General features: G+C 68.6%; 22 protein-coding genes. 8 read left to right on the forward strand and 14 right to left on the reverse strand.

Features of this window, described 5'->3' with window-relative positions:
* Positions 1-29: 29 nt before the first annotated feature.
* From purL to FR943_RS05070, 3 genes are read left to right on the forward strand one after another with little or no spacing between them, the layout of a single operon-like run.
* On the forward strand, positions 30-2,348 hold the full coding sequence (gene purL, locus FR943_RS05060; protein WP_217155257.1) for a phosphoribosylformylglycinamidine synthase subunit PurL: 2,319 nt from the start codon (positions 30-32) through the stop codon (positions 2,346-2,348).
* Entirely contained in the window at positions 2,345-4,072 is a 1,728-nt protein-coding gene (locus FR943_RS05065) for an alpha/beta hydrolase (RefSeq protein WP_217155258.1), read from the forward strand. Before purL ends, FR943_RS05065 begins: the two co-directional genes overlap by 4 nt.
* Positions 4,072-4,722, forward strand: coding sequence for an Rv0804 family intramembrane glutamic endopeptidase (locus FR943_RS05070; RefSeq protein ID WP_217155259.1), 651 nt, complete (start codon positions 4,072-4,074; stop codon positions 4,720-4,722). The genes FR943_RS05065 and FR943_RS05070 overlap by 1 nt, the downstream gene beginning before the upstream one ends.
* Here FR943_RS05070 and FR943_RS05075 read toward each other — a convergent pair.
* Both FR943_RS05075 and FR943_RS05080 read right to left on the reverse strand, forming a co-directional pair.
* Positions 4,643-5,887 (reverse strand): hypothetical protein, encoded by a 1,245-nt coding sequence (locus tag FR943_RS05075; RefSeq protein ID WP_308170470.1) that lies wholly within the window; start codon positions 5,885-5,887, stop codon positions 4,643-4,645. The two genes, FR943_RS05070 and FR943_RS05075, sit on opposite strands and share 80 nt — an antisense overlap.
* Positions 5,888-5,973: 86 nt before the next feature.
* Positions 5,974-7,182, reverse strand: coding sequence for an MCE family protein (locus FR943_RS05080; RefSeq protein ID WP_217155261.1), 1,209 nt, complete (start codon positions 7,180-7,182; stop codon positions 5,974-5,976).
* A gap of 18 nt (positions 7,183-7,200) precedes the next feature.
* Between FR943_RS05080 and FR943_RS05085 the strand changes: the two genes are divergently transcribed.
* Positions 7,201-7,602 carry a sterol carrier family protein gene (locus tag FR943_RS05085; RefSeq protein WP_217155262.1) on the forward strand — a complete coding sequence of 134 codons (402 nt, stop codon included), beginning with the start codon at positions 7,201-7,203 and terminating at the stop codon, positions 7,600-7,602.
* On the opposite strand, the gene FR943_RS05090 is transcribed toward FR943_RS05085, so the two are convergent.
* Positions 7,590-8,942, reverse strand: coding sequence for a DoxX family protein (locus tag FR943_RS05090; RefSeq protein WP_218045299.1), 1,353 nt, complete (start codon positions 8,940-8,942; stop codon positions 7,590-7,592). The genes FR943_RS05085 and FR943_RS05090 overlap by 13 nt on opposite strands.
* A 209-nt stretch (positions 8,943-9,151) precedes the next feature.
* On the opposite strand from FR943_RS05090, the gene purF reads away from it, so the two are divergent.
* On the forward strand, positions 9,152-10,696 hold the full coding sequence (gene purF, locus FR943_RS05095) for an amidophosphoribosyltransferase (RefSeq protein WP_217155263.1): 1,545 nt from the start codon (positions 9,152-9,154) through the stop codon (positions 10,694-10,696).
* A gap of 85 nt (positions 10,697-10,781) precedes the next feature.
* Positions 10,782-11,873: a phosphoribosylformylglycinamidine cyclo-ligase gene (gene purM, locus FR943_RS05100; RefSeq protein WP_217155264.1), complete on the forward strand. Its 1,092-nt coding sequence runs from the start codon at positions 10,782-10,784 to the stop codon at positions 11,871-11,873.
* Between the two features lie 83 nt (positions 11,874-11,956).
* On the opposite strand, the gene FR943_RS05105 is transcribed toward purM, so the two are convergent.
* Positions 11,957-12,133, reverse strand: coding sequence for a DUF3073 domain-containing protein (locus tag FR943_RS05105; RefSeq protein WP_217155265.1), 177 nt, complete (start codon positions 12,131-12,133; stop codon positions 11,957-11,959).
* Positions 12,134-12,346: 213 nt separating this feature from the next.
* The gene (gene ygfZ, locus FR943_RS05110) at positions 12,347-13,441 is read right to left on the reverse strand and encodes a CAF17-like 4Fe-4S cluster assembly/insertion protein YgfZ (RefSeq protein WP_217155266.1); all 1,095 of its coding nucleotides are present in this window, start codon (positions 13,439-13,441) and stop codon (positions 12,347-12,349) included.
* Between the two features lie 86 nt (positions 13,442-13,527).
* Between ygfZ and FR943_RS05115 the strand changes: the two genes are divergently transcribed.
* Positions 13,528-14,406: an aminodeoxychorismate lyase gene (locus tag FR943_RS05115; protein ID WP_217155267.1), complete on the forward strand. Its 879-nt coding sequence runs from the start codon at positions 13,528-13,530 to the stop codon at positions 14,404-14,406.
* Positions 14,407-14,559: 153 nt separating this feature from the next.
* The gene (locus FR943_RS05120; protein WP_217155268.1) at positions 14,560-14,922 is read left to right on the forward strand and encodes an intersectin-EH binding protein Ibp1; all 363 of its coding nucleotides are present in this window, start codon (positions 14,560-14,562) and stop codon (positions 14,920-14,922) included.
* A gap of 295 nt (positions 14,923-15,217) precedes the next feature.
* On the opposite strand, the gene FR943_RS05125 is transcribed toward FR943_RS05120, so the two are convergent.
* From FR943_RS05125 to lmeA, 9 genes are all read right to left on the reverse strand, one after another.
* The gene (locus FR943_RS05125) at positions 15,218-15,661 is read right to left on the reverse strand and encodes a hypothetical protein (RefSeq protein ID WP_246584850.1); all 444 of its coding nucleotides are present in this window, start codon (positions 15,659-15,661) and stop codon (positions 15,218-15,220) included.
* A 77-nt stretch (positions 15,662-15,738) separates the two neighbouring features.
* A complete protein-coding gene (locus tag FR943_RS05130) occupies positions 15,739-15,987 on the reverse strand; it encodes a hypothetical protein (RefSeq protein ID WP_217155392.1) in 249 nt (82 codons plus the stop codon).
* Entirely contained in the window at positions 15,987-16,670 is a 684-nt protein-coding gene (locus tag FR943_RS05135; protein ID WP_217155269.1) for a heme-binding beta-barrel domain-containing protein, read from the reverse strand. The genes FR943_RS05130 and FR943_RS05135 overlap by 1 nt, the downstream gene beginning before the upstream one ends.
* Before the next feature lie 248 nt (positions 16,671-16,918).
* Positions 16,919-17,221, reverse strand: coding sequence for a DUF1416 domain-containing protein (locus FR943_RS05140; protein WP_044520476.1), 303 nt, complete (start codon positions 17,219-17,221; stop codon positions 16,919-16,921).
* A gap of 1 nt (position 17,222) precedes the next feature.
* Entirely contained in the window at positions 17,223-18,059 is an 837-nt protein-coding gene (locus tag FR943_RS05145; RefSeq protein WP_217155270.1) for a sulfurtransferase, read from the reverse strand.
* A gap of 35 nt (positions 18,060-18,094) precedes the next feature.
* On the reverse strand, positions 18,095-18,586 hold the full coding sequence (locus FR943_RS05150; RefSeq protein ID WP_217155271.1) for a DUF4395 domain-containing protein: 492 nt from the start codon (positions 18,584-18,586) through the stop codon (positions 18,095-18,097).
* A 90-nt stretch (positions 18,587-18,676) separates the two neighbouring features.
* Positions 18,677-18,766, reverse strand: a complete 90-nt coding sequence (locus FR943_RS26835) for an Ms5788A family Cys-rich leader peptide (RefSeq protein WP_350222965.1) — start codon at positions 18,764-18,766, stop codon at positions 18,677-18,679.
* 29 nt (positions 18,767-18,795) lie between these two features.
* A complete protein-coding gene (locus FR943_RS05155; RefSeq protein ID WP_217155272.1) occupies positions 18,796-19,218 on the reverse strand; it encodes a thioredoxin family protein in 423 nt (140 codons plus the stop codon).
* Positions 19,215-20,030: a mannan chain length control protein LmeA gene (lmeA, locus tag FR943_RS05160; protein ID WP_217155273.1), complete on the reverse strand. Its 816-nt coding sequence runs from the start codon at positions 20,028-20,030 to the stop codon at positions 19,215-19,217. The genes FR943_RS05155 and lmeA overlap by 4 nt, the downstream gene beginning before the upstream one ends.
* Between the last annotated feature and the right edge of the window lie 48 nt (positions 20,031-20,078).

Genomic DNA, 20,078 nt, shown 5'->3' on the forward strand with positions numbered 1-20,078 from the left:
TATACGCGGGCAACCACTAAACTGGTCGCGTGACGTCTGAGCTCACCCACGATATCGACACGGTGCAGCGGGCAGCCGCCACCCCCGAACAGCCCCAGCCGTACCGCGAACTCGGCCTCAAGGACGACGAGTACCAGCGGATTCGCGAGATCCTGGGTCGCCGCCCCACCGACGCCGAGCTGGCGATGTACTCGGTGATGTGGAGCGAACACTGCTCCTACAAGTCCTCCAAGGTGCACCTCCGCTACTTCGGCGAGACCACCACCGACGAGATGCGGGCCGGCATGCTGGCCGGCATCGGCGAGAACGCCGGCGTCGTCGACATCGGTGACGGCTGGGCCGTCACGTTCAAGGTGGAATCGCACAACCACCCGTCCTACGTCGAGCCCTACCAGGGGGCGGCCACCGGCGTCGGCGGCATCGTCCGCGACATCATGGCGATGGGCGCCCGGCCGGTGGCGGTGATGGACCAGCTGCGCTTCGGCGCGGCCGACGCCCCCGACACCCGCCGCGTGCTCGACGGCGTGGTGCGCGGTGTCGGCGGCTACGGCAACTCGCTGGGCCTGCCCAACATCGGTGGCGAGACGATCTTCGACCCCTCCTACGCGGGCAACCCGTTGGTCAATGCGCTGTGCGTCGGGGCGTTGCGCAAGGAGGACCTGCACCTGGCCTTCGCCTCGGGCACCGGCAACAAGATCATCCTGTTCGGTGCGCGCACCGGCCTGGACGGCATCGGCGGGGTGTCGGTGCTGGCCAGCGACACCTTCAGCGGCGACGAATCCGGTGCCGGCCGAAAGAAACTGCCGAGCGTCCAGGTGGGCGACCCGTTCACCGAGAAGGTGCTCATCGAGTGTTGCCTTGAGCTGTACGCAGCCGGCCTGGTGGTCGGTATCCAGGACCTCGGCGGTGCCGGATTGTCCTGTGCCACCTCCGAACTCGCGTCCGCGGGCGACGGGGGCATGCGCATCGAGCTGGATCAGGTGCCGCTGCGCGCAGCCGACATGACCCCGGCCGAGGTGCTCTCCAGCGAGTCCCAGGAACGCATGTGCGCCGTGGTCACCCCCGAGAACGTCGAGGCGTTCCTGGCGGTGTGCCGCAAGTGGGAAGTGCTGGCCACCGTGATCGGCGAGGTCACCGAGGGCGACCGGCTCGAGATCACCTGGCACGGCGAGACCGTGGTCGACGTGCCACCGCGCACCGTGGCCCACGAAGGACCCGTCTACCAGCGCCCGGTGGCCCGTCCCGACACCCAGGACGCCCTGGTCGCCGACACCTCGGCCAAGCTGCCCCGGCCCAAGACCGGCGACGAGCTCAAGGCCACCCTGCTGGCCCTGATCGGCAGCCCGCACCTGTGCAGCCGGGCCTTCATCACCGAACAGTACGACCGCTACGTGCGCGGCAACACCGTGCTGGCCGAGCACGCCGACGGCGGCGTGCTGCGCATCGACGAGACCACCGGTCGCGGGATCGCGGTCGCCACCGATGCCTCGGGCCGCTACACCCAGCTCGACCCGTACACCGGTGCGCAGCTGGCGCTCGCCGAGGCCTACCGAAACGTCGCGGTCACCGGGGCCACCCCGGTCGCGGTGACCAACTGCCTCAACTTCGGTTCGCCGGAAGATCCCGGCGTGATGTGGCAGTTCAGTCAGGCCGTCCGCGGATTGGCCGATGGCTGTGCCGCCCTTGGCATTCCGGTCACCGGTGGCAACGTCAGCTTCTACAACCAGACCGGCTCCACCGCGATCCTGCCGACCCCGGTGGTCGGCGTGCTCGGCGTGCTCGACGACGTGAAGCGCCGCATCCCCACCGGTTTGGGCACCGAGCCGGGCGAGACGCTGCTGCTGCTCGGTGACACCCACGACGAATTCGACGGATCGATCTGGGCACAGGTCACCGGTGATCACCTCGGCGGGGTGCCGCCGAAGGTGGACCTGGGCCGCGAGAAGCTGCTGGCCGAGGTGCTGACCGCGGCCTCCCGCGACGGTCTGATCTCGGCGGCCCACGACCTCTCCGAGGGCGGGCTGATCCAGGCTGTGGTGGAGGCCGCGCTGGCCGGTGAAACCGGTTGCCGGGTCATCCTTCCCGAGGATCTGCCCGAGGGCATTGATCCGTTCGTCTTCCTGTTCTCGGAGTCCGCGGGCCGGGTGCTCGTGGCCGTACCGCGCACCGAGGAGAGCCGGTTCCGGGCGATGTGTGAGGCCAGGGACCTACCGGTGGCCCGGGTCGGCGTCGTCGACCAGGGGCCCGAAGACGGTGAACCCGCGATCGAGGTCCAGGGACAGTTCAGCATCTCGCTCGCAGAGCTACGGAGCACGTCGGAGGGCGTGCTGCCCGGGCTGTTCGGGTGACAGGCGATACCCGCAACGAACGTCATCCCCTGCTGCGCTGGGCCTGGAGCCTGGTGCGACTGGACTTCGTCGGCATCGCCGTCGGAGCCCTGTTCTTCTGTGTGTCCCTGACCCCGTCGCTGTTGCCGCGGGACTGGTTGTTCGCCGGTCTCATCGGCGGCATCAACTTCGCCATCGGTTACGGCATCGGGGTGTTGCTGGGAAAAGCGTTGTACCGCTTTGTGCTTCGGAACCGCTCCTGGTGGCCGCCGGGAAAATGGGTGTTGTACTGGGCCAAGGCGTCGGTGGTCGCGGGCTCGGCCACCGCGTGTGTGGTGATGATGATCCCGGCCGCCGCCTGGCAGCGGCAGGTCTCGGCGCTGATGGGCATCGAAGGCCCGGCCACGCTCGGCTACCTGCGCACCCTGATCATCGCGGCCGGGGTGGGCGGGGCGTTGATCGCCACCGCGCGGGTGCTGCGCGATGCCGTCCGGCTGCTGGCCAGGCTGTTCATCCGGCGCTGGCACCTGCACCGCGAGGTGGCCCAGTTCATCGGCACCGCGATCGTCGTGGTGCTGGTCATCACGCTGGTCAACGGTGTGCTCTACCGCGGGTTCCTGGCCGGGGCCAGCCGGGTGTTCCAGCCGCAGAACACCACCACCCGCGAGGGGGTCAGCCAGCCGGCCGAGCCGCAGCGATCCGGCAGCCCCGACTCGTTCGCCGCGTGGGATTCCCTCGGATTCCAGGGCCGCAACTTCGTCGCCACCGGACCGCGCGCCGCCGAGCTGGCCCACCTCAACGGGGCCCCGGCGAAGGAGCCGATCCGGGTCTACGCCGGCCTCAACACCGCCGACACCGACGAACAACGAATTGCGGTGCTGCTCAGCGAACTTGAGCGCACCCATGCCTTCGAGCGCAAGCTGCTGGTGATCGTGCCCACCACCGGTACCGGGTGGGTCAATCCGGTGGCCGCCCGCGCACTGGAAATGATGTACAACGGCGACACCGCGATGGTCGGCATGCAGTATTCGTATCTGCCGAGCTGGATTTCGTTCATGGGCGACCGGCAGAAGTCCATGCAGATCGGCCGGATGATGATCGAGGCGATCCAGGCCCGCTGGGCGCAGCTGCCACCCGAGCACCGGCCCAAGCTCGTGCTGTACGGAGAGAGCCTGGGTTCGATGGCCGGGCAGGGGGCGTTCAGTTGGCTGCCCGACATCTCGCGGATGGGCTTCTCCTCGGTGCTGTGGGTGGGCCCGCCCAACGCCAGCCCGTTGTGGCAGGGCTTGACCGCGCGCCGCGATCCAGGAACGCCGGAAGTGCGGCCCCGGTACGACAACGGCCGCACGGTGCGGTTCTCCGAGGCGGCCGACGCCGCCGAGATCGCCGGTGACACGGCCGAGCCGTGGGAAGGCACCCGGGTACTGTTCCTGCAGCATCCATCGGACCCCATCGTCTGGTGGTCCACCGACCTGCTGTTCTCCGAACCGGACTGGCTGGTCGAACCACCCGGTTCCGATCGCACCGCATCGATGCGCTGGTACCCGATCATCACCGTCTGGCAGGTGGCCGCAGATGTCACCAACGCGTCGAGCGTGCCGGCCGGTCACGGACACAACTACGGGCATTCGATGCTCGACGGCTGGGTGGCGGTAGCCCCACCGGAAGGCTGGACGCCGCAGGACACCGAGCGCATCCGGACGGCGCTGGACGAGAGCGCGGGCAAAGACGGGCCCGAAAACTGATGACGGCGGCCAAGATCCGTGCGCTCGCGCTGGCGGCGGGGCTGGTGGCGTGGAACGGGCTGGTCGACCCGCGGTTGCCGGCCCGTTGGCAGCCGGTGGTACGGGCGGGCCTCGGCGGTGTCCTGATGCTGTCCACCGGGGCCCGGGCCGGGCTACAGCCACCGGCCCTGTGGACGGGTTTGCGCCTGGGCAGTGCGGCCGCGGCCACCGTGTCCGCAGCGGTGGCCACCGCATCGGCGGTACCCCTGGTCCGCACCGAGATGCGCCGAAAAGCCCTGCCGGACCGGGCCGGTCGATGGTTGGCACTGCGCATCCCGCTGGGCACGGTGTGGCCGGAGGAAGCAGCCTTTCGGGCCGCGCTGGGCAAACTCGGCGCCGAGGCCTTCGGCCCGACGGGCGGACAGCTGTTGCAGGCCGGCGCTTTCGGGCTGTCGCACATCGCCGACGCCCGCAGCGCCGGGGAACCGGTGATCCCGACCGTGCTGGCCACCGGCGCCGCCGGCTGGGTGTTCGGCTGGCTCGCGCAACGCTCGGCCAGCCTGGCCGCACCGATGCTGGCGCACCTGGCGATCAATGAGTCAGGGGCGCTTGCCGTCCTGGCCTACCAAGCCGCGTCAGCGCAGCGGCCACCGCCAAGAGCGCCGCGGTAACGGCCAACGGCCACAACGTGGACACCGCGAAGTCGGTGACCCGCAAGGGGATCAACACCACGCACACCACCACCACGGTCATCATCAGCCGGGGTACCTGCTGCGCGGCCGCCGTCCCTGCCACCCGCGAATTGGCCTCGGCGACAAGCACATACACCACGACGAGCAGCAGTGCCGGAACGGCGTGCTGCAAACCGCCGAGGTGGTGCTGGAACCGGCTGAACCCGACCGCCAGCACACACATGACCGCCGGAACCACCGTGGCCACCAGTGGGCCGGAACCGAACAGCCGGGCCGCCACGCGGGTGGCCGCCCACATCAGCGCCAACAGCGTGGCCGAACTCAGGCACAGCACCCCGGCGGTGAACCAGTAGTAGCCGGCATCGGCGAAGAACTCGTAGACGACCAGGGAGAGATCGGTGGCGGTGGTATGGAATCCGCCGGAGGTGCCGACGTTGACCGCCAGCAGCAGGGCCGCCGCACACAGTGCGATCACCGTTACCGCCACGCCCACCGGCCGCGCCACCGACTGCAATCGACCGCTGACCACCGTCGCGGCCTCGAACCCCACCAGCCCCAGGCCGAGCGGTATCGCCGCCGCCACGGCGACCAGCACCGAATCGACCTCGGTGGTTTCCAACGCCATGGGCGGTGTACCCGAGGCCACCCGGGCCACGATCGCCAGCGCCAGGTAGAGCACCACCAGCAGGCCCACCCCGGCCAGCGCCGCGGCCGTCGCGCCGACGGCCCGGGTGGGCAGATAGGCGACCACGGCACCGGCGATCACCACCACCATCACCGCCCAACCCGGCCACCACCAGCCGGCCAACGCACTCTCCAGGTCCGGCGCCCCGGTCAGCGGTTGCAGCGCCAACGCGAGTGCGGCGGCCACCCCCAGCAGCACGTACGCCGTCAGCTGAAGCAGGCCGGCGAAGCGGCCGGCGGCCGGCCCCACGGTGGAGGCGACCAGATCACCCGTCGACACCGCATCCGGGTAGTGGTGGTGCAACCGGGCGAACGCGAAGATCATCACGACCGCGATCACCGACGCACACAGGGCGGCCACCCCGCCGAATGCCGCCGCGCTGATCGGGGCGAGGGACAGGCCGGTGGCCCGCCATCCGGGCAGGGCCGGCGGCCACGCCGGCGGCGACTCGACGCTCACGGATACAGCGCGCTTAGGCATCGGCATCCCCGTTCAACACAACCCCCCGTTCGCCGCGGATCCCCTGGCTGAAGATCGTAGAGCGGTCATGGATTGATGGTGGGCTCACCGACCTGGCGGCCCCAGACATAGTCGGTGAAGATCGGCGAGCCGAGCTCGACATGGTTGTACGGCGCGATCGACAGCCCGGTGTCCATCACCAGATACGGCGCCGGCCACAGGTCCTTGGTGATCGGCTTCCAGCAGCCGGGCTTGCCCTCCGGACCGCCCTTGGCGTTCACCCGCGGCAGATTGTCCGGATACACGTAGGTGTTGCCCACACCGATGCTCGACAGCGTCCCGGTGCTCTCGAAGGAATATCCATTGTCGCCGCCGAACGTCGCGTAGAACGCGGGCGCGACGTCGTGGTAGTTGCGGATCGTGCAGAACAGCTGTCCCTGGTACTTGTCGAACAGCTGCGACGTCGGGATCAGGTCCTGCGCACCGCGCCGCAGGTACGGCCCGCCGCGCTCGAAGATATCGGAGCCGGTCCCGGCGAATCCGATCGCCGCGATCAGCGCGGCGTCGATATCGGCGCGTCGGGAGTTCAGGGTGGCCGCGGTGCGCGCCGCATCGGCGAGTCCGTCGAACAGGTCGGGTCCGGCCGCGGCGTAGCGATCGCCGAGCGCGGCCAGCGCGGCGATGTCGTGGCGCAGGGCCGGCATGCGCGGGTTCACGTCGTCGAGGATGGCGTTGCCGTCGGCCAGCGACTGCCCGAACGCATTGCCCAACCCGGTCAGCGCCTGGGCGGTGGCCGTCAGGGTCTGGTTCAGCTTGATCGGGTCGACCTGCTCGGTCAGGGCGGTGATGGTCTCGAACAACGAGTTGAACTCGGTGGTGACCGCCGTGACGTCGAGCGGGGTGGAACTCGAAACCCGTTCCGCGCTCGGGTGTTCCGGCGAGGTGAAGGCCACATACTTGTTGCCGAACACGGTGGTGGCCGAGATCGAGGTCTGCACGTTGGCCGGCAGCAGGTCCAGATATCTCGGATTGATGTTGAGCTGCACCAGCGCTCGCAGCGGATCGCCGCCGTCGGTGCTCACCTCGGCCACCCGGCCGATCGGCACACCGTTGTAGGTCACCTTCGATCCCGGATCGAGAACCAGGCCGGCCCGCGCGGCGATCAGGGTCAACGGTGCCTTGGGTTCGAAGGCTCCGCGAAACTGCGCCCCGATCAGCCCGAGAATCAGCGCGAGCAGCACCAGTAACGCCGCACCGGCCGTGCGGTACGGCGGATTACGGTGATCGGCAAACACTTTGCGAGACTCTAGGGCATGGCCGCGCGAGGCAGTGTCGATCCGGAAAAGACCAGGGCAGCGGTCGGTCTGGTGGCCGACTGGCTACGTGAGCCCGGCCACCCGGAACCCGACCGCGCCACACTGGCCGACGCGGTCCGACTGACCGCCCGCACCCTGGCCGCAGTGGCGCCCGGCGCCAGCGTCGAGGTGAGAGTGCCGCCGTTCGTGGCGGTGCAGTGCATCGCCGGCCCGCGCCACACCCGTGGCAACCCGCCCAACGTGGTGGAAACCGATGCCCGCACCTGGCTGCTGCTGGCCACCGGATTGCTCGGCCTCGACGGGGCCGGCGCGGCGGTGCAGCTATCGGGCTCACGAGCTCCCGAGGTGGCCCGGTGGCTGCCGCTGGTGCCGCTGGGGCCCGGGGATCAGCGGAAGTAGGGGTACTCCTGCACCCAGTGAAAGCCCCGGTTGCGGAGGGTGAACTGGTTGAGGTCCAGCCGATCCAGCCAGATCGCGACGTCCCGGCCGGACAGCTCGCCGGTGAGCTGCAGCTGCTCCGGTGACGGTCGGGAGACGGTGAGCGCGGCGAGGGACGAGCCGTCCGCACCGGTCAAGGTCAAGGTATTGCCGTCCACCTTGGCCGGCGCATCCACCAGATCGCCGTTCATCCGCTGGTAGGTCACCACCTCGGGGGTGTCGAAAACCACCCGCTGCCAACGGTACTGATCGGTGGCCAGCGGCAGTGCCGGTCTGCCGTCGACGTCGAACCGGCTGACCGTCCAGATCCCGTACCACTCGGGTTTGTCGCGACCGCCGCCGTACTTGGTCCAGCTGTGCTGGCTGGCCAGCAGGCAGCCGGCCACCATCCAGATGCCCAGCCCAACCTGGATCCGGGCCCCGACGGTGTTCGCCCGGGCCGTCGTGAACAGCTCCGGTTGCGTGGCAGGCTCGGTGCTGCGCTGCAGCACCAGGAAGTTGGCCAGCCGTCGGTACTGCGGGACCAACAGCACCAGTCCCATCAACAGCAGATGGCCCGAAAGGATCTTCACCGGCACATCGAACGTCATGTTCAGCAGGAACACCTGCGCCATGCTCGCCACGCCCAGCAGCGCGCCGAGCGTCGCGGTACGCGGCACAAACAGCAGCAATCCGGCCACAACCTCGACCGCACCGAGCGCCATCTCGTACGGGTAGGAGCTGCCCACCTGCAACCACAGCACCGAGGCCGGGCTGAACTCGCCGTACGGGCGCAACAACGCCGCCAGCGGCGGGGCCGGCATCTGCGTCGGCACGAGCTTGGCGAATCCGTAGAACAGCATCTGCCCGGCCACACACAGCCGCAGGAACGTCAGGAACCAGGCCCACAACCGGGCGTAGTCGCGTCGCCGCCGATCCAGCCACGACCACAGCGCCGTACCGGCCACCGCGATGACCAGCAGGCAGAACACCATCACCCAGATCACGGTCTGGTCGCCGCTGCCCGAGTCCCGGTGCAGTACCGCCTCCACACCGAAGACGTGGCGTCCCACCCAGCCCAGCACCGGATCCAGCTGCGTCATCTGCCACAGCACGGCCAGCTCGGGCAGCCAGCTACCCGCCACACCCAAGAACGCAAAAGTGATCTGCGCGAACAACAGACAGAACAGGCCGAAGTAGAGGAAGCAGAATCGGAATGCGATCTTCGTCACCCCCGACCACACCGGCGCCGCGGCCACGGCGTCGGGATCGAGGGGATCGGTTGCCGGATTGTCCGAGAGTTCACGGGTCACCAAATCCATCATTCCGGCCGGAATGTGGTGGGGCGACGGGATATCCCACCCAGCCCGGCACGATCGGGCCCGCGACGGGCGGTGCGCCCGGAAATGCGATCGCGGCATCCGACGTTGGAAATGAGCGATACCGGGCCGGCCATTCGATTCCGTTGTTGGCCCATCCGGACCGTAGACTCGGTTACGTCACCAACCGCCGCCCCGGGAGCAGCCTTATCGTGACTGGTCAGCAACTCGACGAGAACGAGAACGAACCGCGCGAAGAGTGCGGCGTATTCGGCGTGTGGGCTCCGGGCGAAGACGTCGCCAAGCTCACCTATTACGGCCTGTACGCGCTGCAGCACCGAGGTCAGGAAGCCGCGGGCATCGCCGTGTCCGACGGCTCGCAGATCCTGGTGTTCAAAGACCTCGGGCTGGTCAGCCAGGTATTCGATGAGCAGACCCTCGCCGCGATGCCCGGCCACGTCGCCGTCGGACACTGCCGCTACTCCACCACCGGCTCCACCACCTGGGAGAACGCCCAGCCCGTGTTCCGCAACACCGCGGCCGGCACCGGCGTCGCGCTCGGCCACAACGGCAACCTGGTCAACACCGCCGAACTGGCCGCCCAGGCTCGCGAGGCCGGACTGATCGACACCAGGCCCATGGGTGGCATGGCGGCCACCACCGACTCGGACATCCTGGGCGCCTTGTTGGCCCACGGCGCCGCCGACGCCACCCTCGAGCAGGCCGCGCTGGAATTGCTGCCCACGGTGCGCGGCGCGTTCTGCCTGACATTCATGGACGAGAACACCCTCTACGCCGCACGCGACCCGTACGGCGTGCGTCCGCTGGCGCTGGGCCGCCTCGATCGCGGCTGGGTGGTGGCCTCCGAAACCGCCGCCCTCGACATCGTCGGCGCCTCCTTCGTCCGCGACATCGAGCCCGGCGAACTGCTGGCCATCGACGCCGACGGCGTGCGCTCCACCCGGTTCGCCAACCCCGAGCCCAAGGGCTGCGTCTTCGAATACGTCTATCTGGCCCGTCCGGACAGCACGCTGGCCGGGCGCTCGGTGCACGCCACCCGCGTCGACATCGGTCGCCGGCTGGCGCGCGAACACCCGGTCGAGGCCGACCTGGTGATCGGCGTCCCGGAATCCGGAACGCCCGCCGCGGTCGGGTACGCGCAGGAATCGGGCATCCCGTTCGGACAGGGCCTGATGAAGAACGCCTACGTGGGACGTACCTTCATCCAGCCCTCCCAGACCATCCGCCAACTCGGGATCCGGCTCAAGCTCAACCCGCTGCGCGAAGTGATCCGCGGCAAGCGGCTGATCGTGGTCGACGATTCCATCGTGCGCGGCAACACCCAACGCGCACTCGTGCGGATGCTGCGTGAGGCAGGCGCCCTGGAAGTCCACGTCCGGATCGCCTCACCGCCCGTGAAGTGGCCGTGTTTCTACGGCATCGACTTCGCCACGCCCGCCGAGCTGATCGCCAACGCCGCACCCGCCGAGCACGAGGGCGAGATGCTGGAGGCGGTGCGTCACGCCATCGGCGCCGACAGCCTGGGCTACATCTCCCAGCAGGGCATGATCGCGGCCACCGAACAGCCCGCCAGCCGGCTGTGCTCGGCCTGCTTCGACGGCAACTATCCGATCGAGCTGCCCGGCGAGACCGCGCTGGGAAAGAACGTCGTCGAACACATGCTGGCCTCTGCGCACGCGCGCAGCGTTCCGCTGCAGGCCAACAACGACAACGCCTCGGCCCTACGCCGGCCTTGACCGCATTGACGCCACCGCCGTCGCGCCGTCCTTAACCCCGCCTGTGCTGTACCCCCGGAATGGCGGGGCGGTAGCCTTGCTTGCGATGACTAAAGGCGCCGAACAGCACGGCATCGCCGAACCAGACAGCATTTCGTATGCATCGGCCGGAGTGGACATCGAAGCCGGTGACCGTGCTGTCGAACTCTTCAAACCCCTCGCCGCCAAGGCGACCCGTCCGGAAGTCCGGGGCGGCCTCGGCGGCTTTGCCGGGCTGTTCGCGTTACGCGACGGCTACCGCGAGCCGGTACTGGCTGCCTCCACCGACGGTGTGGGCACCAAGCTCGCAGTGGCCCAAGCCATGGACAAGCACGACACCGTCGGCCTGGACCTGGTCGCGATGGTGGTCGACGACCTGGTGGTGTGTGGCGCCGAGCCGCTGTTCCTGCAGGACTACATCGCCGTCGGACGCACCGTCCCGGAGCGGGTCAGCGCCATCGTGTCCGGCATCGCCGAGGGCTGCGTCCTGGCCGGCTGTGCGTTGCTGGGCGGGGAAACCGCCGAGCACCCCGGGCTGATGGAACCCGACCACTACGACATCTCGGCCACCGGCGTCGGCGTCGTCGAGGCCGACAACGTGCTGGGGCCCGACCGGGTCCGTCCCGGCGACGTGATCATCGCGATGGCCTCCAGCGGGCTGCACTCCAACGGCTACTCGCTGGCCCGCAAGGTGCTCCTGGAGATCGACCGGATGAACCTGGCCGGCCACGTCGAGGAGTTCGGTCGCACGCTCGGTGAAGAGCTGCTGGAACCCACCCGCATCTACGCCAAGGACTGCCTGGCGTTGGCCGCCGAAACCCAGGTCCGCACGTTCTGCCACGTCACCGGTGGTGGCCTGGCCGGCAACCTGGAACGCGTCGTGCCGCACGGGCTGACCGCCGAACTCGACCGCGGCACGTGGACGCCGGCACCGGTTTTCCAGATGATCGCCCAGCGCGGACGCATCGAGCGTGCCGAGATGGAGAAGACGTTCAACATGGGGATCGGGATGGTGGCGGTCGTCGCCCCCGAGGACACCGACCGGGCACTGGCCATCCTGACTGCGCGGCACCTGGACTGCTGGACGCTGGGGACCGTCAAGAAGGGCGGCAAGGACAGTGTGCGCGCCCAGCTGGTCGGACAGCATCCGCGGTTTTAGGCAGTTAGACAAGGTCGCGCTGGTAAGCGTCCTGCGTAACCAGCGCGACCTGCGTCTATGTTCTGCGACGGAGTGCTGACGGCTCAGCGCCGCCAGTCATCCTCAACCGACCATTCGTCGGCGTCGTCATTGTTGACGTCGCCGGAATCCGGAGATCCCGACAGCTCACGTTGGAGCTGACTGAAGTCGGTGTTCGGTGAGCTGTATTTCAACTCACGTGCAACCTTGGTCTGCTTTGCCTTCGCCCGGCCGCGGCCCATGGGGGGACCCCCTCGCGCAATAACGGAGCGGCCCAATTGCTAGGCGGCTCCGATCTGTGTGTCTTTATTGTCCTGCTGACACTTTACCGTGCCCGTCGGCGAAGTGCTGTCAGGCCCTGCCTCACAACCGCCGGATCGAGGCCCCGCCACGGCGCATCGTCGCACGACAACACGACCATGGTCCGAATTGACGACGGTGCGCAGAGATGGTCGTCACTTTCCGCGCAACCGCTCGACCGCGGCGCGGCCGGCTCCGGCGGTGGCATCGGCCTCGGGCAAAGAATCGGGATCGATCACGGCCGGGGCCTGCGCCTGGGCGCCGGCCACCAGCTCGGTGTCCGCCGGGAGGCCCCGTTTGACCAGTGCCAACGCGATCGGACCGTCGTCGACATGCTCGACGACGGTGCCGATGCGGCCCACATTGCGCCCGCCCGCGGTGACGGCATCGCCGGTGACCGGACGGTCGGCGCCACCGTCGAGCTGGAGGATCACCAGCATCCGCGGCGGTTTGCCCAGGTTGTGCACCCGGGCAACGGTCTCCTGACCGCGGTAGCAGCCTTTGTCGAGATGAACCGCTCCGACACCCGGACCGCCGATCCAGCCGACCTCGTGCGGAATGGTCCGCTCATCGGTGTCCACCCCGAGCCGCGGCCGCCCGGCCGCCACCCGGTGCGCTTCATACGTCCAGACCCCGGCGGGACGAACCCCGGCCTCGGTGAGGCGGCGGGTGTAATCGGCAACCAGCTCCCGCGGCACCACCAGGTCCACTTCGATGCCGTCGACAGGCAGCCGCCGGAGAAATCCACCCCCGGGCAACGCCACCGCCGTCGACTCCCGGGGCAGGTCGTCCACGCCCAGCGCCGTGATCACCGCGGCATCGGCCACCCCGGGCCCCAGCAGCGACAGCACCGCGAGGTCGGCCGGCTCGATCTGCACATCGGCCCAGAACACCATCTTGCGCAAATAGGCCAGCAGCGGTTCGCCCCGCCACGGCTCGGTGTCCAGGTACGTGGTGCCGGCCAGATCGGTCTGCAACCAGTGGTCTTCCACCCGGCCCTGCAGATCCAGGCTCAAGTTCTCGGTCACCGCGCCATCGGGCAGGGCGCTGACGTGCTGGCTGGAGATACTGTGCAGCCAGGTCTGCCGGTCTTTTCCGGTCAGGGTCAGCACCGCTCGATGCGACCGGTCCACCAGGACCGCAGCGTCGGCCGCGGCCCGCTGCTCACCGAGCGGATCACCGTAATGCCAAACAGCTCCGGCATCGGGACCGGCCTCGGGTGCCGGAACGGCCGACGGTAGTGCAGTCATAGCCCAACTCTACGTTTGAGGTTCTTCGCGCAAGCGGCTCATCGTGTTTGTCGCTCTTCGCGCAAGCAAAGCTACGCTTTGGCCTCATGGCGAGCCCACCAGCTGTGCTGGTCACCCTGGACGGTCAGACCCACGACCCCGACGTCCCACTGCTGCACGCCGACGACCTCGCCGCAGTGCGCGGCGACGGGATCTTCGAGACGTTGCTGGTGCGCGACGGCAAGCCCTGCCTGCTCGAGGCACATCTGGCCCGGTTGGCCCAGTCCGCCAAGATGCTCGACCTGCCCGCGCCGGATCTGGACGCCTGGCGTGCCGCCGTGGCGGTGGGGGCCAGATGCTGGGCCGCCGATCAGGACGGCGAAGGAGTGCTGCGCCTGGTCTACAGCCGGGGACGGGAGAGCGGCGGCCCGCCGACCGCCTTCGCCACTGTCGGTGCCCTGCCCGATCGGGTGACCGGCGTGCGCCGCAACGGGCTTGCGGCGATCGCCCTCGACCGTGGGCTGCCGCTGGGCGCCAGCGATATGCCCTGGCTCGCCGCGGGCGCCAAGACCTTGTCGTACGCGATCAACATGGCTGCGTTGCGGCACGCCGAGCGCCAGGGCGCCGGGGACGTGATCTTCGTCAGCTCCGACGGCTATCTGCTGGAGGGACCGCGGTCCACCGTGGTGATCGCCACCGAGGGGGCCGACAGCCGGCCCGTGCTGCTCACCCCGCCGCCGTGGTACCCGATTCTGCGCGGCACCACCCAGCAGGCCCTGTTCGAAGTGGCTCGCAACAAGGGTTATGACTGCGATTTCCGCGCCCTGGGTCCTGCGGATCTGCTTACCGCCCAAGGGGTTTGGCTGGTTTCCAGCATCACGTTGGCGGCCCGGGTGCACACCCTGGATGGGCAGCGGCTGCCTGATGCGCCGCTCGCTGCCGAGATCTCCGGCCTGGTCGATGCCGCCCTCACCGCCGATCGCTGAGCAAATCTCACCTAGGATCGTTTTGCCGGTAATTGCACTTGAATTGACGGCACGCGCAGTGCTGGCAAAGCGTAATGTTCCTCGTGTCAATGCTGCCGGCGCTGTCGCGGTTTCTACGAGTGAACGTCAGCAGCCCGGAGGAAGTGTGACGTGATGGCAATTCTGAAAATGCGAACATCACAACTCGTAGTCGTCGGAGGCGTCGCGCTCGTGATCGCTGCCGCACCCGCAGCGGTGGTCTCACTGTCCGCACCCGGTGTGAACCCGACGCAGGTCGCAACCTGCCGGCCCGGTGAGGATCTACGGGGCGGCGTCTGCGTGTCGGTGGAACCCAATGCGCCACAGGCCGACATCCCGGGTAACCCCGATCTGCCGGCGGTGGACATTCCCGGCGGCGCCATCCCGTGCACCGGCGCCAACACCGGCGAATGCATCGGCCTCACCGAGAGTGGGCAGGGACGCGAACCCGCGGTGCGACCGACTTCGAAGTTCGGCGATATCCCGGTTGCTCCGTAGCCCGGGCTGACATTTTGCTCACCCCGGCCAGGTCGTCGGCGCGCGGTGGGGTGATCGGTGCCAACGAAAAATCACTGGCAGCAGATTCCGGCTCGGTGTAGCTTCGCGGGTACACAGGGAAGGAGGTGGTCCGTCAAAGTGAGTGACTTATGGACATGTGAGGTGGCTGCCCGCTAGCAGCGCCGGGGTAAGCCTTGCGCGCGCTGGCGAATTCCCCGCAGCCACCCGGCCCCCGAGCCTCCCGGTCTGTCCAACCAGGTACCACGGCTCGGGGGCTGCCCATTTCTGGACGCGGTTACTGCCGCGGGCCGCCCAGAGCACCCGGCGGCTGTGGGGCCAGTGACTGACAGGCGTCCATGGCTTCCTCCCACTGCGTCTGGTCCACCCCGGGCGGTGCCGGCGGCGCCGCGCCGTCACCGGGCGGCGGTCCGGCCGGATGCCCGGGCCCGCCGGGATGGCCAGGGCCACCGGGATGACCGGGCCCCCCCGGTGCGCCGGGGGCACCTTCGGGCGGCGCCGGAATCCCGTGCTCCTGCATGCACTGTCCGAAGGCATCCGGGGTGACCGGCGCGGATGCTGCTGGGGACGACGGGGCTGAGGCCGCTGTCGACGTTGCCGCGGCCGGGGATGCCGCACTGGACGATTCGGCCGGCTCCGCCGCGGAACAAGCCGCCGCCGAGCCGATCACGGCGAATGCGGCCAAGCCGGTGAACGTCGTTCGAAGAATGCGCTGTCTCATGGCGATGACCGTATGGGAGCCCGCTGAGCACCGGATTGTTGCCGGCTATGCGTGCGCTGTGTGGCGCGCCGCCGGAACTAGCTCGGGCCGGGCGCCAGGGTCGAACAGGCCTTCGTGGCCTCCTGCCAGGTCTGCTCGTCGACCCCGGCCGGCGGCCCGGTCGTCGGTCCCGGCGCAGTCGGCACGCCGTGCTCGGACAGGCAGTGGGCGTAGTTCCCGTGCTCGGCCGGCGGTGCGGTGGGAGCCGGTTGCGGCCCCTCCGACGCGCACGCGCCGAGCAGTGCTGCCGCGGCAAGCAGTCCTGCCGCGATGATCGGCCGGCGCATCATCCGACGTACCGTGACAGCCGGGCCGACAGATGCGGTACCAGCCCGCCGTCGGCGTCCACACGTTCCTCCACGTAACCCAGGTCTCCGTTCTCGACGATGCCGTAGAGCCGCTTGGCGCCGCCGACGAGCAACCCGGATTTGCTGCGGGCCAGCGCATCGGTGACGAGTTCCCAGGATGCCTGGGTGAGGGGCTTGCCATAGAAGAGTTCGACGTAGCCGGCCGAATGGGCCAGCAGGAGTTCGATGGCCTGCGATTCGTCGCGGCCGGTGGGATCGTCGGGATCGGTGACGAATCGCCAGAAACCGGTTTCACGCAGGCCGGGGGCGTCGTATTCACCGGATTCGGTCAACCGCCAGGACCGGGAATCCCAGATCAGGTAGTCACCGCCATCGTGGGACACCACGATCTGCTGACCGAAGCGGTAGTCGCCGTGGGTGTCGCGGCCTTCGCCTTCGCCGCGCCAGACGCCGACGAGCGGCAGGAGTGCCAGCAGCGCATCGTTGAGTTCGACGCCGTCGCGCAAATTGGCCGTGTCGGCGGGCATCGGCAGATCGTCGAAGGCCGGAATGTTGCGGGCAGCTGTGGCTTTGGCCCGTTCGGCGGCAGCCGCTACCGCCCGGTCACCGGAACCCGGCGCGGGCGCCGGGGCGTCGGCTGGGAGGTTCCGGTCGGAGGTCACGATTCGTCGGTGACGAGGCGGTACAGCGCATACAGCGCGAACCAGGTGATGACCACGACGGCCGCGACGAGCATGAGTTCGAAGAAGAGCACCACGGGAATCAGTCTAGTTCCTGGTCGAGGGGGTCGGCGTCGCGGGTCGGGACGCCCGGATATCACCCGAACGTGAGCTTGTGTGCGAGAAATCGGCAAAACTCCGCACACAAGCTCACGTTCGAGCGGCAGAAACTCGGCGAGCCTTGATCGTCGCTAGGCGACCTTGACGTCGACCTCGTGGATGCCGGCGCCGGCCGGGGCCACACTGGCGTCGCCGTTGCCCGCCGGGGACAGGGCGCGCAGCGTCCAGGTGCCCGGGGCGGCGAAGAAACGGAAATCACCGGTCGCCGAGGCCACGACCTCAGCGGTGAACTCGTCGCTGGAATCCAGCAGACGCACGAAGGCACCGCCAACTGCCTGACCGGAACCGTCGACCACACGGCCGGTGATCACGGTTTCCTTCTCCAGGTCGACGCCGGCGGGCAACGTCAGTCCTTGCTTCGGTGCAGAGCACATATCAACTTCCCAACTCGATCGGGGCGCCCACCAGGGAGCCGTATTCCGTCCAACTGCCGTCGTAGTTCTTGACGTTCTGGTGTCCCAGCAGCTCCTGCAGCACGAACCAGGTGTGCGAGGAACGCTCACCGATCCGGCAGTAGGCGATGGTCTCCTTCTGCCCGTCGAGGCCGGCCGCGGCGTACAGCTTGGCCAGTTCCTCGTCGGACTTGAAGGTGCCGTCGTCGTTGGCTGCCTTGCTCCACGGAACGTTGATGGCGCCGGGGATATGCCCGGGCCGCTGGCTCTGCTCCTGCGGCAGGTGCGCCGGGGCCAGGATCTTGCCGGAGAACTCGTCCGGGGACCGCACGTCGACGAGGTTCTTCGCGCCGATCGCGGCGATCACCTCGTCGCGGAAGGCCCGGATGTTGTTGTCGGGGGCCTGGGCGGTGTACGACGTGGCGCTGCGGGCCGGCACGTCCTTGACCAGCGGGCGGCCGTCGAGCTGCCAGCGCTTGCGGCCACCGTCGAGCAGCTTGACGTCGTTGTGGCCGTACAGCTTGAAGTACCAGTAGGCGTAGGCCGCGAACCAGTTGTTGTTGCCGCCGTACAGGATCACCGTGTCTTCGTTGCTGATTCCCTTGTCGGACAACAGCTTCGAAAACTGCTGCTGGTCGACGAAGTCGCGCTTGACGGCGTCTTGCAGGTCGTCTTTCCAGTCCAGTTTGACGGCGCCGGGGATGTGGCCCTCGTCGTCGTAGGCGCTGGTGTTCTCGTCGACCTCGACGAACACCACGCCAGGGGTGTCGAGGTTGTTCTCGGCCCATTCGGTCGAGACCAGGACGTCGGAACGTGCCATGTACGAATTCCTTTCGGTTACTTCAGATCTGAGCTTCAGGCGGGTTGGGTGGACAGGGGCCTCGAGGGGCGCAGCCGCGCCACCAGGGGATAGATCTGGCAGCCCAGGCAGATGCCGAAGGCGGCGTTGAGGAAGGCCGCCACCAGGGCGAACGCGGTGGCGGTCAGGCCGAGTGCGGTGATGCCGAAGGCGAATCCGGCGGTGCCCGCGACGGCGAACACGAAACCGACCAGCTGGGCGAACTTCAGCGGCGGCACCGGCTCGCGCTCGCTGACCGGCGCCAGCCGCGGGGCAATGAACGCGGCGAACACCCGGCCGTAGGGATGCTTACGTGGTCCGCCGGCCGCGCCGACGGCGAACACCACCGCCTGGATGCCCAGCAGCGCCGCGGCCGCGGGGGCGCTCGCCCCGGCGACGAGCAGTGTGGCGATCAGGACGGCGGTGGTGGCCCAGGCCGCAAATCGTGGTCCTCGCACGTCCACCTGGGCGGGCTGCTCCTGGCGGGGCCGGGTTGATGTCGATGACATGAAAACGAACTCCTGTTGTTGTCGAAGGCCTGGTGTGTGCAGGCTCGGGACACAAGGCCCGAGCGGGCGCGCGAACGCGCGCGGCTGCGCTCAACAGCAACAACAACAGCAGCAACCCGCGACGCGGCACAGATCGACTGCGCGGCGCTTGGTGAGCACAAGCTCAAGGCGGGCTGACACGAGCGACAGCTTACCCAATGACCGCCGGGTCAAGCCAACAGCGGTTCCAGCACCGAGCGCAGGTCAGCGGCCTTGGGGACCCCGCTGGTGCGGAACCGCGGCCGGCCGTCGCGGTCGAAGATGATGGTGGTGGGCAGCGACAGCACCGAAAGGCGCCGGGCGGCTTCGGGATTGGCGTCCATGTCGATCTCGACGTGGGAAACCTCGGGCAGCTCGTCGCAGACCTGGTCGACGACGCGGCGCACGCCTGCGCAGGGCCCGCACCACTCGGCCGAGAAGTGCAGCACGGTCGGGCCGGTGTCGGAGAGACCCAGACCGCTGGTGTCGATGTTGGCCGCCTCGGCACTGGATTTGATCAGGCCGGCGCGCAGCGTGATCAGGCGACCGATGATGTACGCCACCCCGAGCGCGGCGATGAGCACCACGATCACCAGCACCATTGATGAGCTCATGTTTGTCTGAACCCTCCGAGGTTGATGGTTACTCCCGAGGCGATGCCCTCGATGATCACGTCGGAGCCGCGGGCGCCGGCAGTGGTCGGCGTGATCCCGAAGGGCAGCTTCTGCCCGGTGATCGTGTTGCTGAACTCCGACAGCACGGCGGGGATCGTCTCGTCGGGCACCGGCTCCTGGGCGGTTCCGGGGCCGGTCAGGATGCCAGTCGCGGTCAACACCAAGGTGGTCTTGTCCTGGCCGGCGAACGACAGGTCGACCGAGACGCTGATGCGCTTGTCCAGCCCGGAGGCCTTGGGGGTTCCGGTGAACACCAGACCCTGGCTGCTGGAGATTCCCGACTCGGTGGTGCCCCCGGTGGAGTCGTTGGTTTCCCGCGAGGGCGCCTCGACCAGAAGGTCGTCGATGCCCATCAACCTGCCGATATGGGTGGAGTCGATGATGATGCGGCTTTCGGCCTTGGTGACCGGCAGGGGGGCCTCGGGACGGATCAGCCAGGACGACTCGGTGAGGTCGACGCCGTGCAGGGTGGCTTCCAGCGAGGTCTTGCCCACCACCGGATGGTCGACGCCGGTGGCCCGGATCTCGACCTCGTTGAAATGGTGGTTACGGGCCTGGGTGACGAACGGGAAACCCAGGATCGCCACCCACGGATCCCAGCTCAGCCCGGCGGCGCTGCGTACGTTGCGGGCCAACCGGTACTCGGCGTAGATCGCGGAGCCGAAATCGGCACCGACCAACCCGACGACGAGGGCGGTCACGGCCGCGGTGATCCCGATCAGCAGTTTGCGCACCGCCACATTGTCGCCCACGGCCGCGGCATCGACCCGCTCGGCGCGGCTAATCAGCAGGTGAGGCGT

The organism is [Mycobacterium] fortunisiensis (assembly GCF_019050325.1).
In the GTDB taxonomy this organism is placed as follows: domain Bacteria; phylum Actinomycetota; class Actinomycetes; order Mycobacteriales; family Mycobacteriaceae; genus Mycobacterium; species Mycobacterium fortunisiensis.

Excerpts from the sequence above, each read along its gene's own strand:
- FR943_RS05115 (WP_217155267.1), top strand. The coding sequence starts at position 13,528 with ATGGCGAGCCCACCAGCTGTGCTGGTCACCCTGGACGGTCAGACCCAC.
- FR943_RS05070 (WP_217155259.1), top strand. The coding sequence starts at position 4,072 with ATGACGGCGGCCAAGATCCGTGCGCTCGCGCTGGCGGCGGGGCTGGTG.
- FR943_RS05105 (WP_217155265.1), bottom strand. The coding sequence starts at position 12,133 with ATGGGCCGCGGCCGGGCGAAGGCAAAGCAGACCAAGGTTGCACGTGAG.
- FR943_RS05155 (WP_217155272.1), bottom strand. The coding sequence starts at position 19,218 with ATGAGCTCATCAATGGTGCTGGTGATCGTGGTGCTCATCGCCGCGCTC.
- FR943_RS05145 (WP_217155270.1), bottom strand. The coding sequence starts at position 18,059 with ATGGCACGTTCCGACGTCCTGGTCTCGACCGAATGGGCCGAGAACAAC.
- FR943_RS05120 (WP_217155268.1), top strand. The coding sequence starts at position 14,560 with ATGGCAATTCTGAAAATGCGAACATCACAACTCGTAGTCGTCGGAGGC.
- FR943_RS05090 (WP_218045299.1), bottom strand. The coding sequence starts at position 8,942 with ATGGATTTGGTGACCCGTGAACTCTCGGACAATCCGGCAACCGATCCC.
- FR943_RS05140 (WP_044520476.1), bottom strand. The coding sequence starts at position 17,221 with ATGTGCTCTGCACCGAAGCAAGGACTGACGTTGCCCGCCGGCGTCGAC.
- FR943_RS05150 (WP_217155271.1), bottom strand. The coding sequence starts at position 18,586 with ATGTCATCGACATCAACCCGGCCCCGCCAGGAGCAGCCCGCCCAGGTG.
- purM (WP_217155264.1), top strand. The coding sequence starts at position 10,782 with ATGACTAAAGGCGCCGAACAGCACGGCATCGCCGAACCAGACAGCATT.
- FR943_RS05125 (WP_246584850.1), bottom strand. The coding sequence starts at position 15,661 with ATGAGACAGCGCATTCTTCGAACGACGTTCACCGGCTTGGCCGCATTC.
- FR943_RS05130 (WP_217155392.1), bottom strand. The coding sequence starts at position 15,987 with ATGCGCCGGCCGATCATCGCGGCAGGACTGCTTGCCGCGGCAGCACTG.
- FR943_RS05085 (WP_217155262.1), top strand. The coding sequence starts at position 7,201 with ATGGCCGCGCGAGGCAGTGTCGATCCGGAAAAGACCAGGGCAGCGGTC.
- ygfZ (WP_217155266.1), bottom strand. The coding sequence starts at position 13,441 with ATGACTGCACTACCGTCGGCCGTTCCGGCACCCGAGGCCGGTCCCGAT.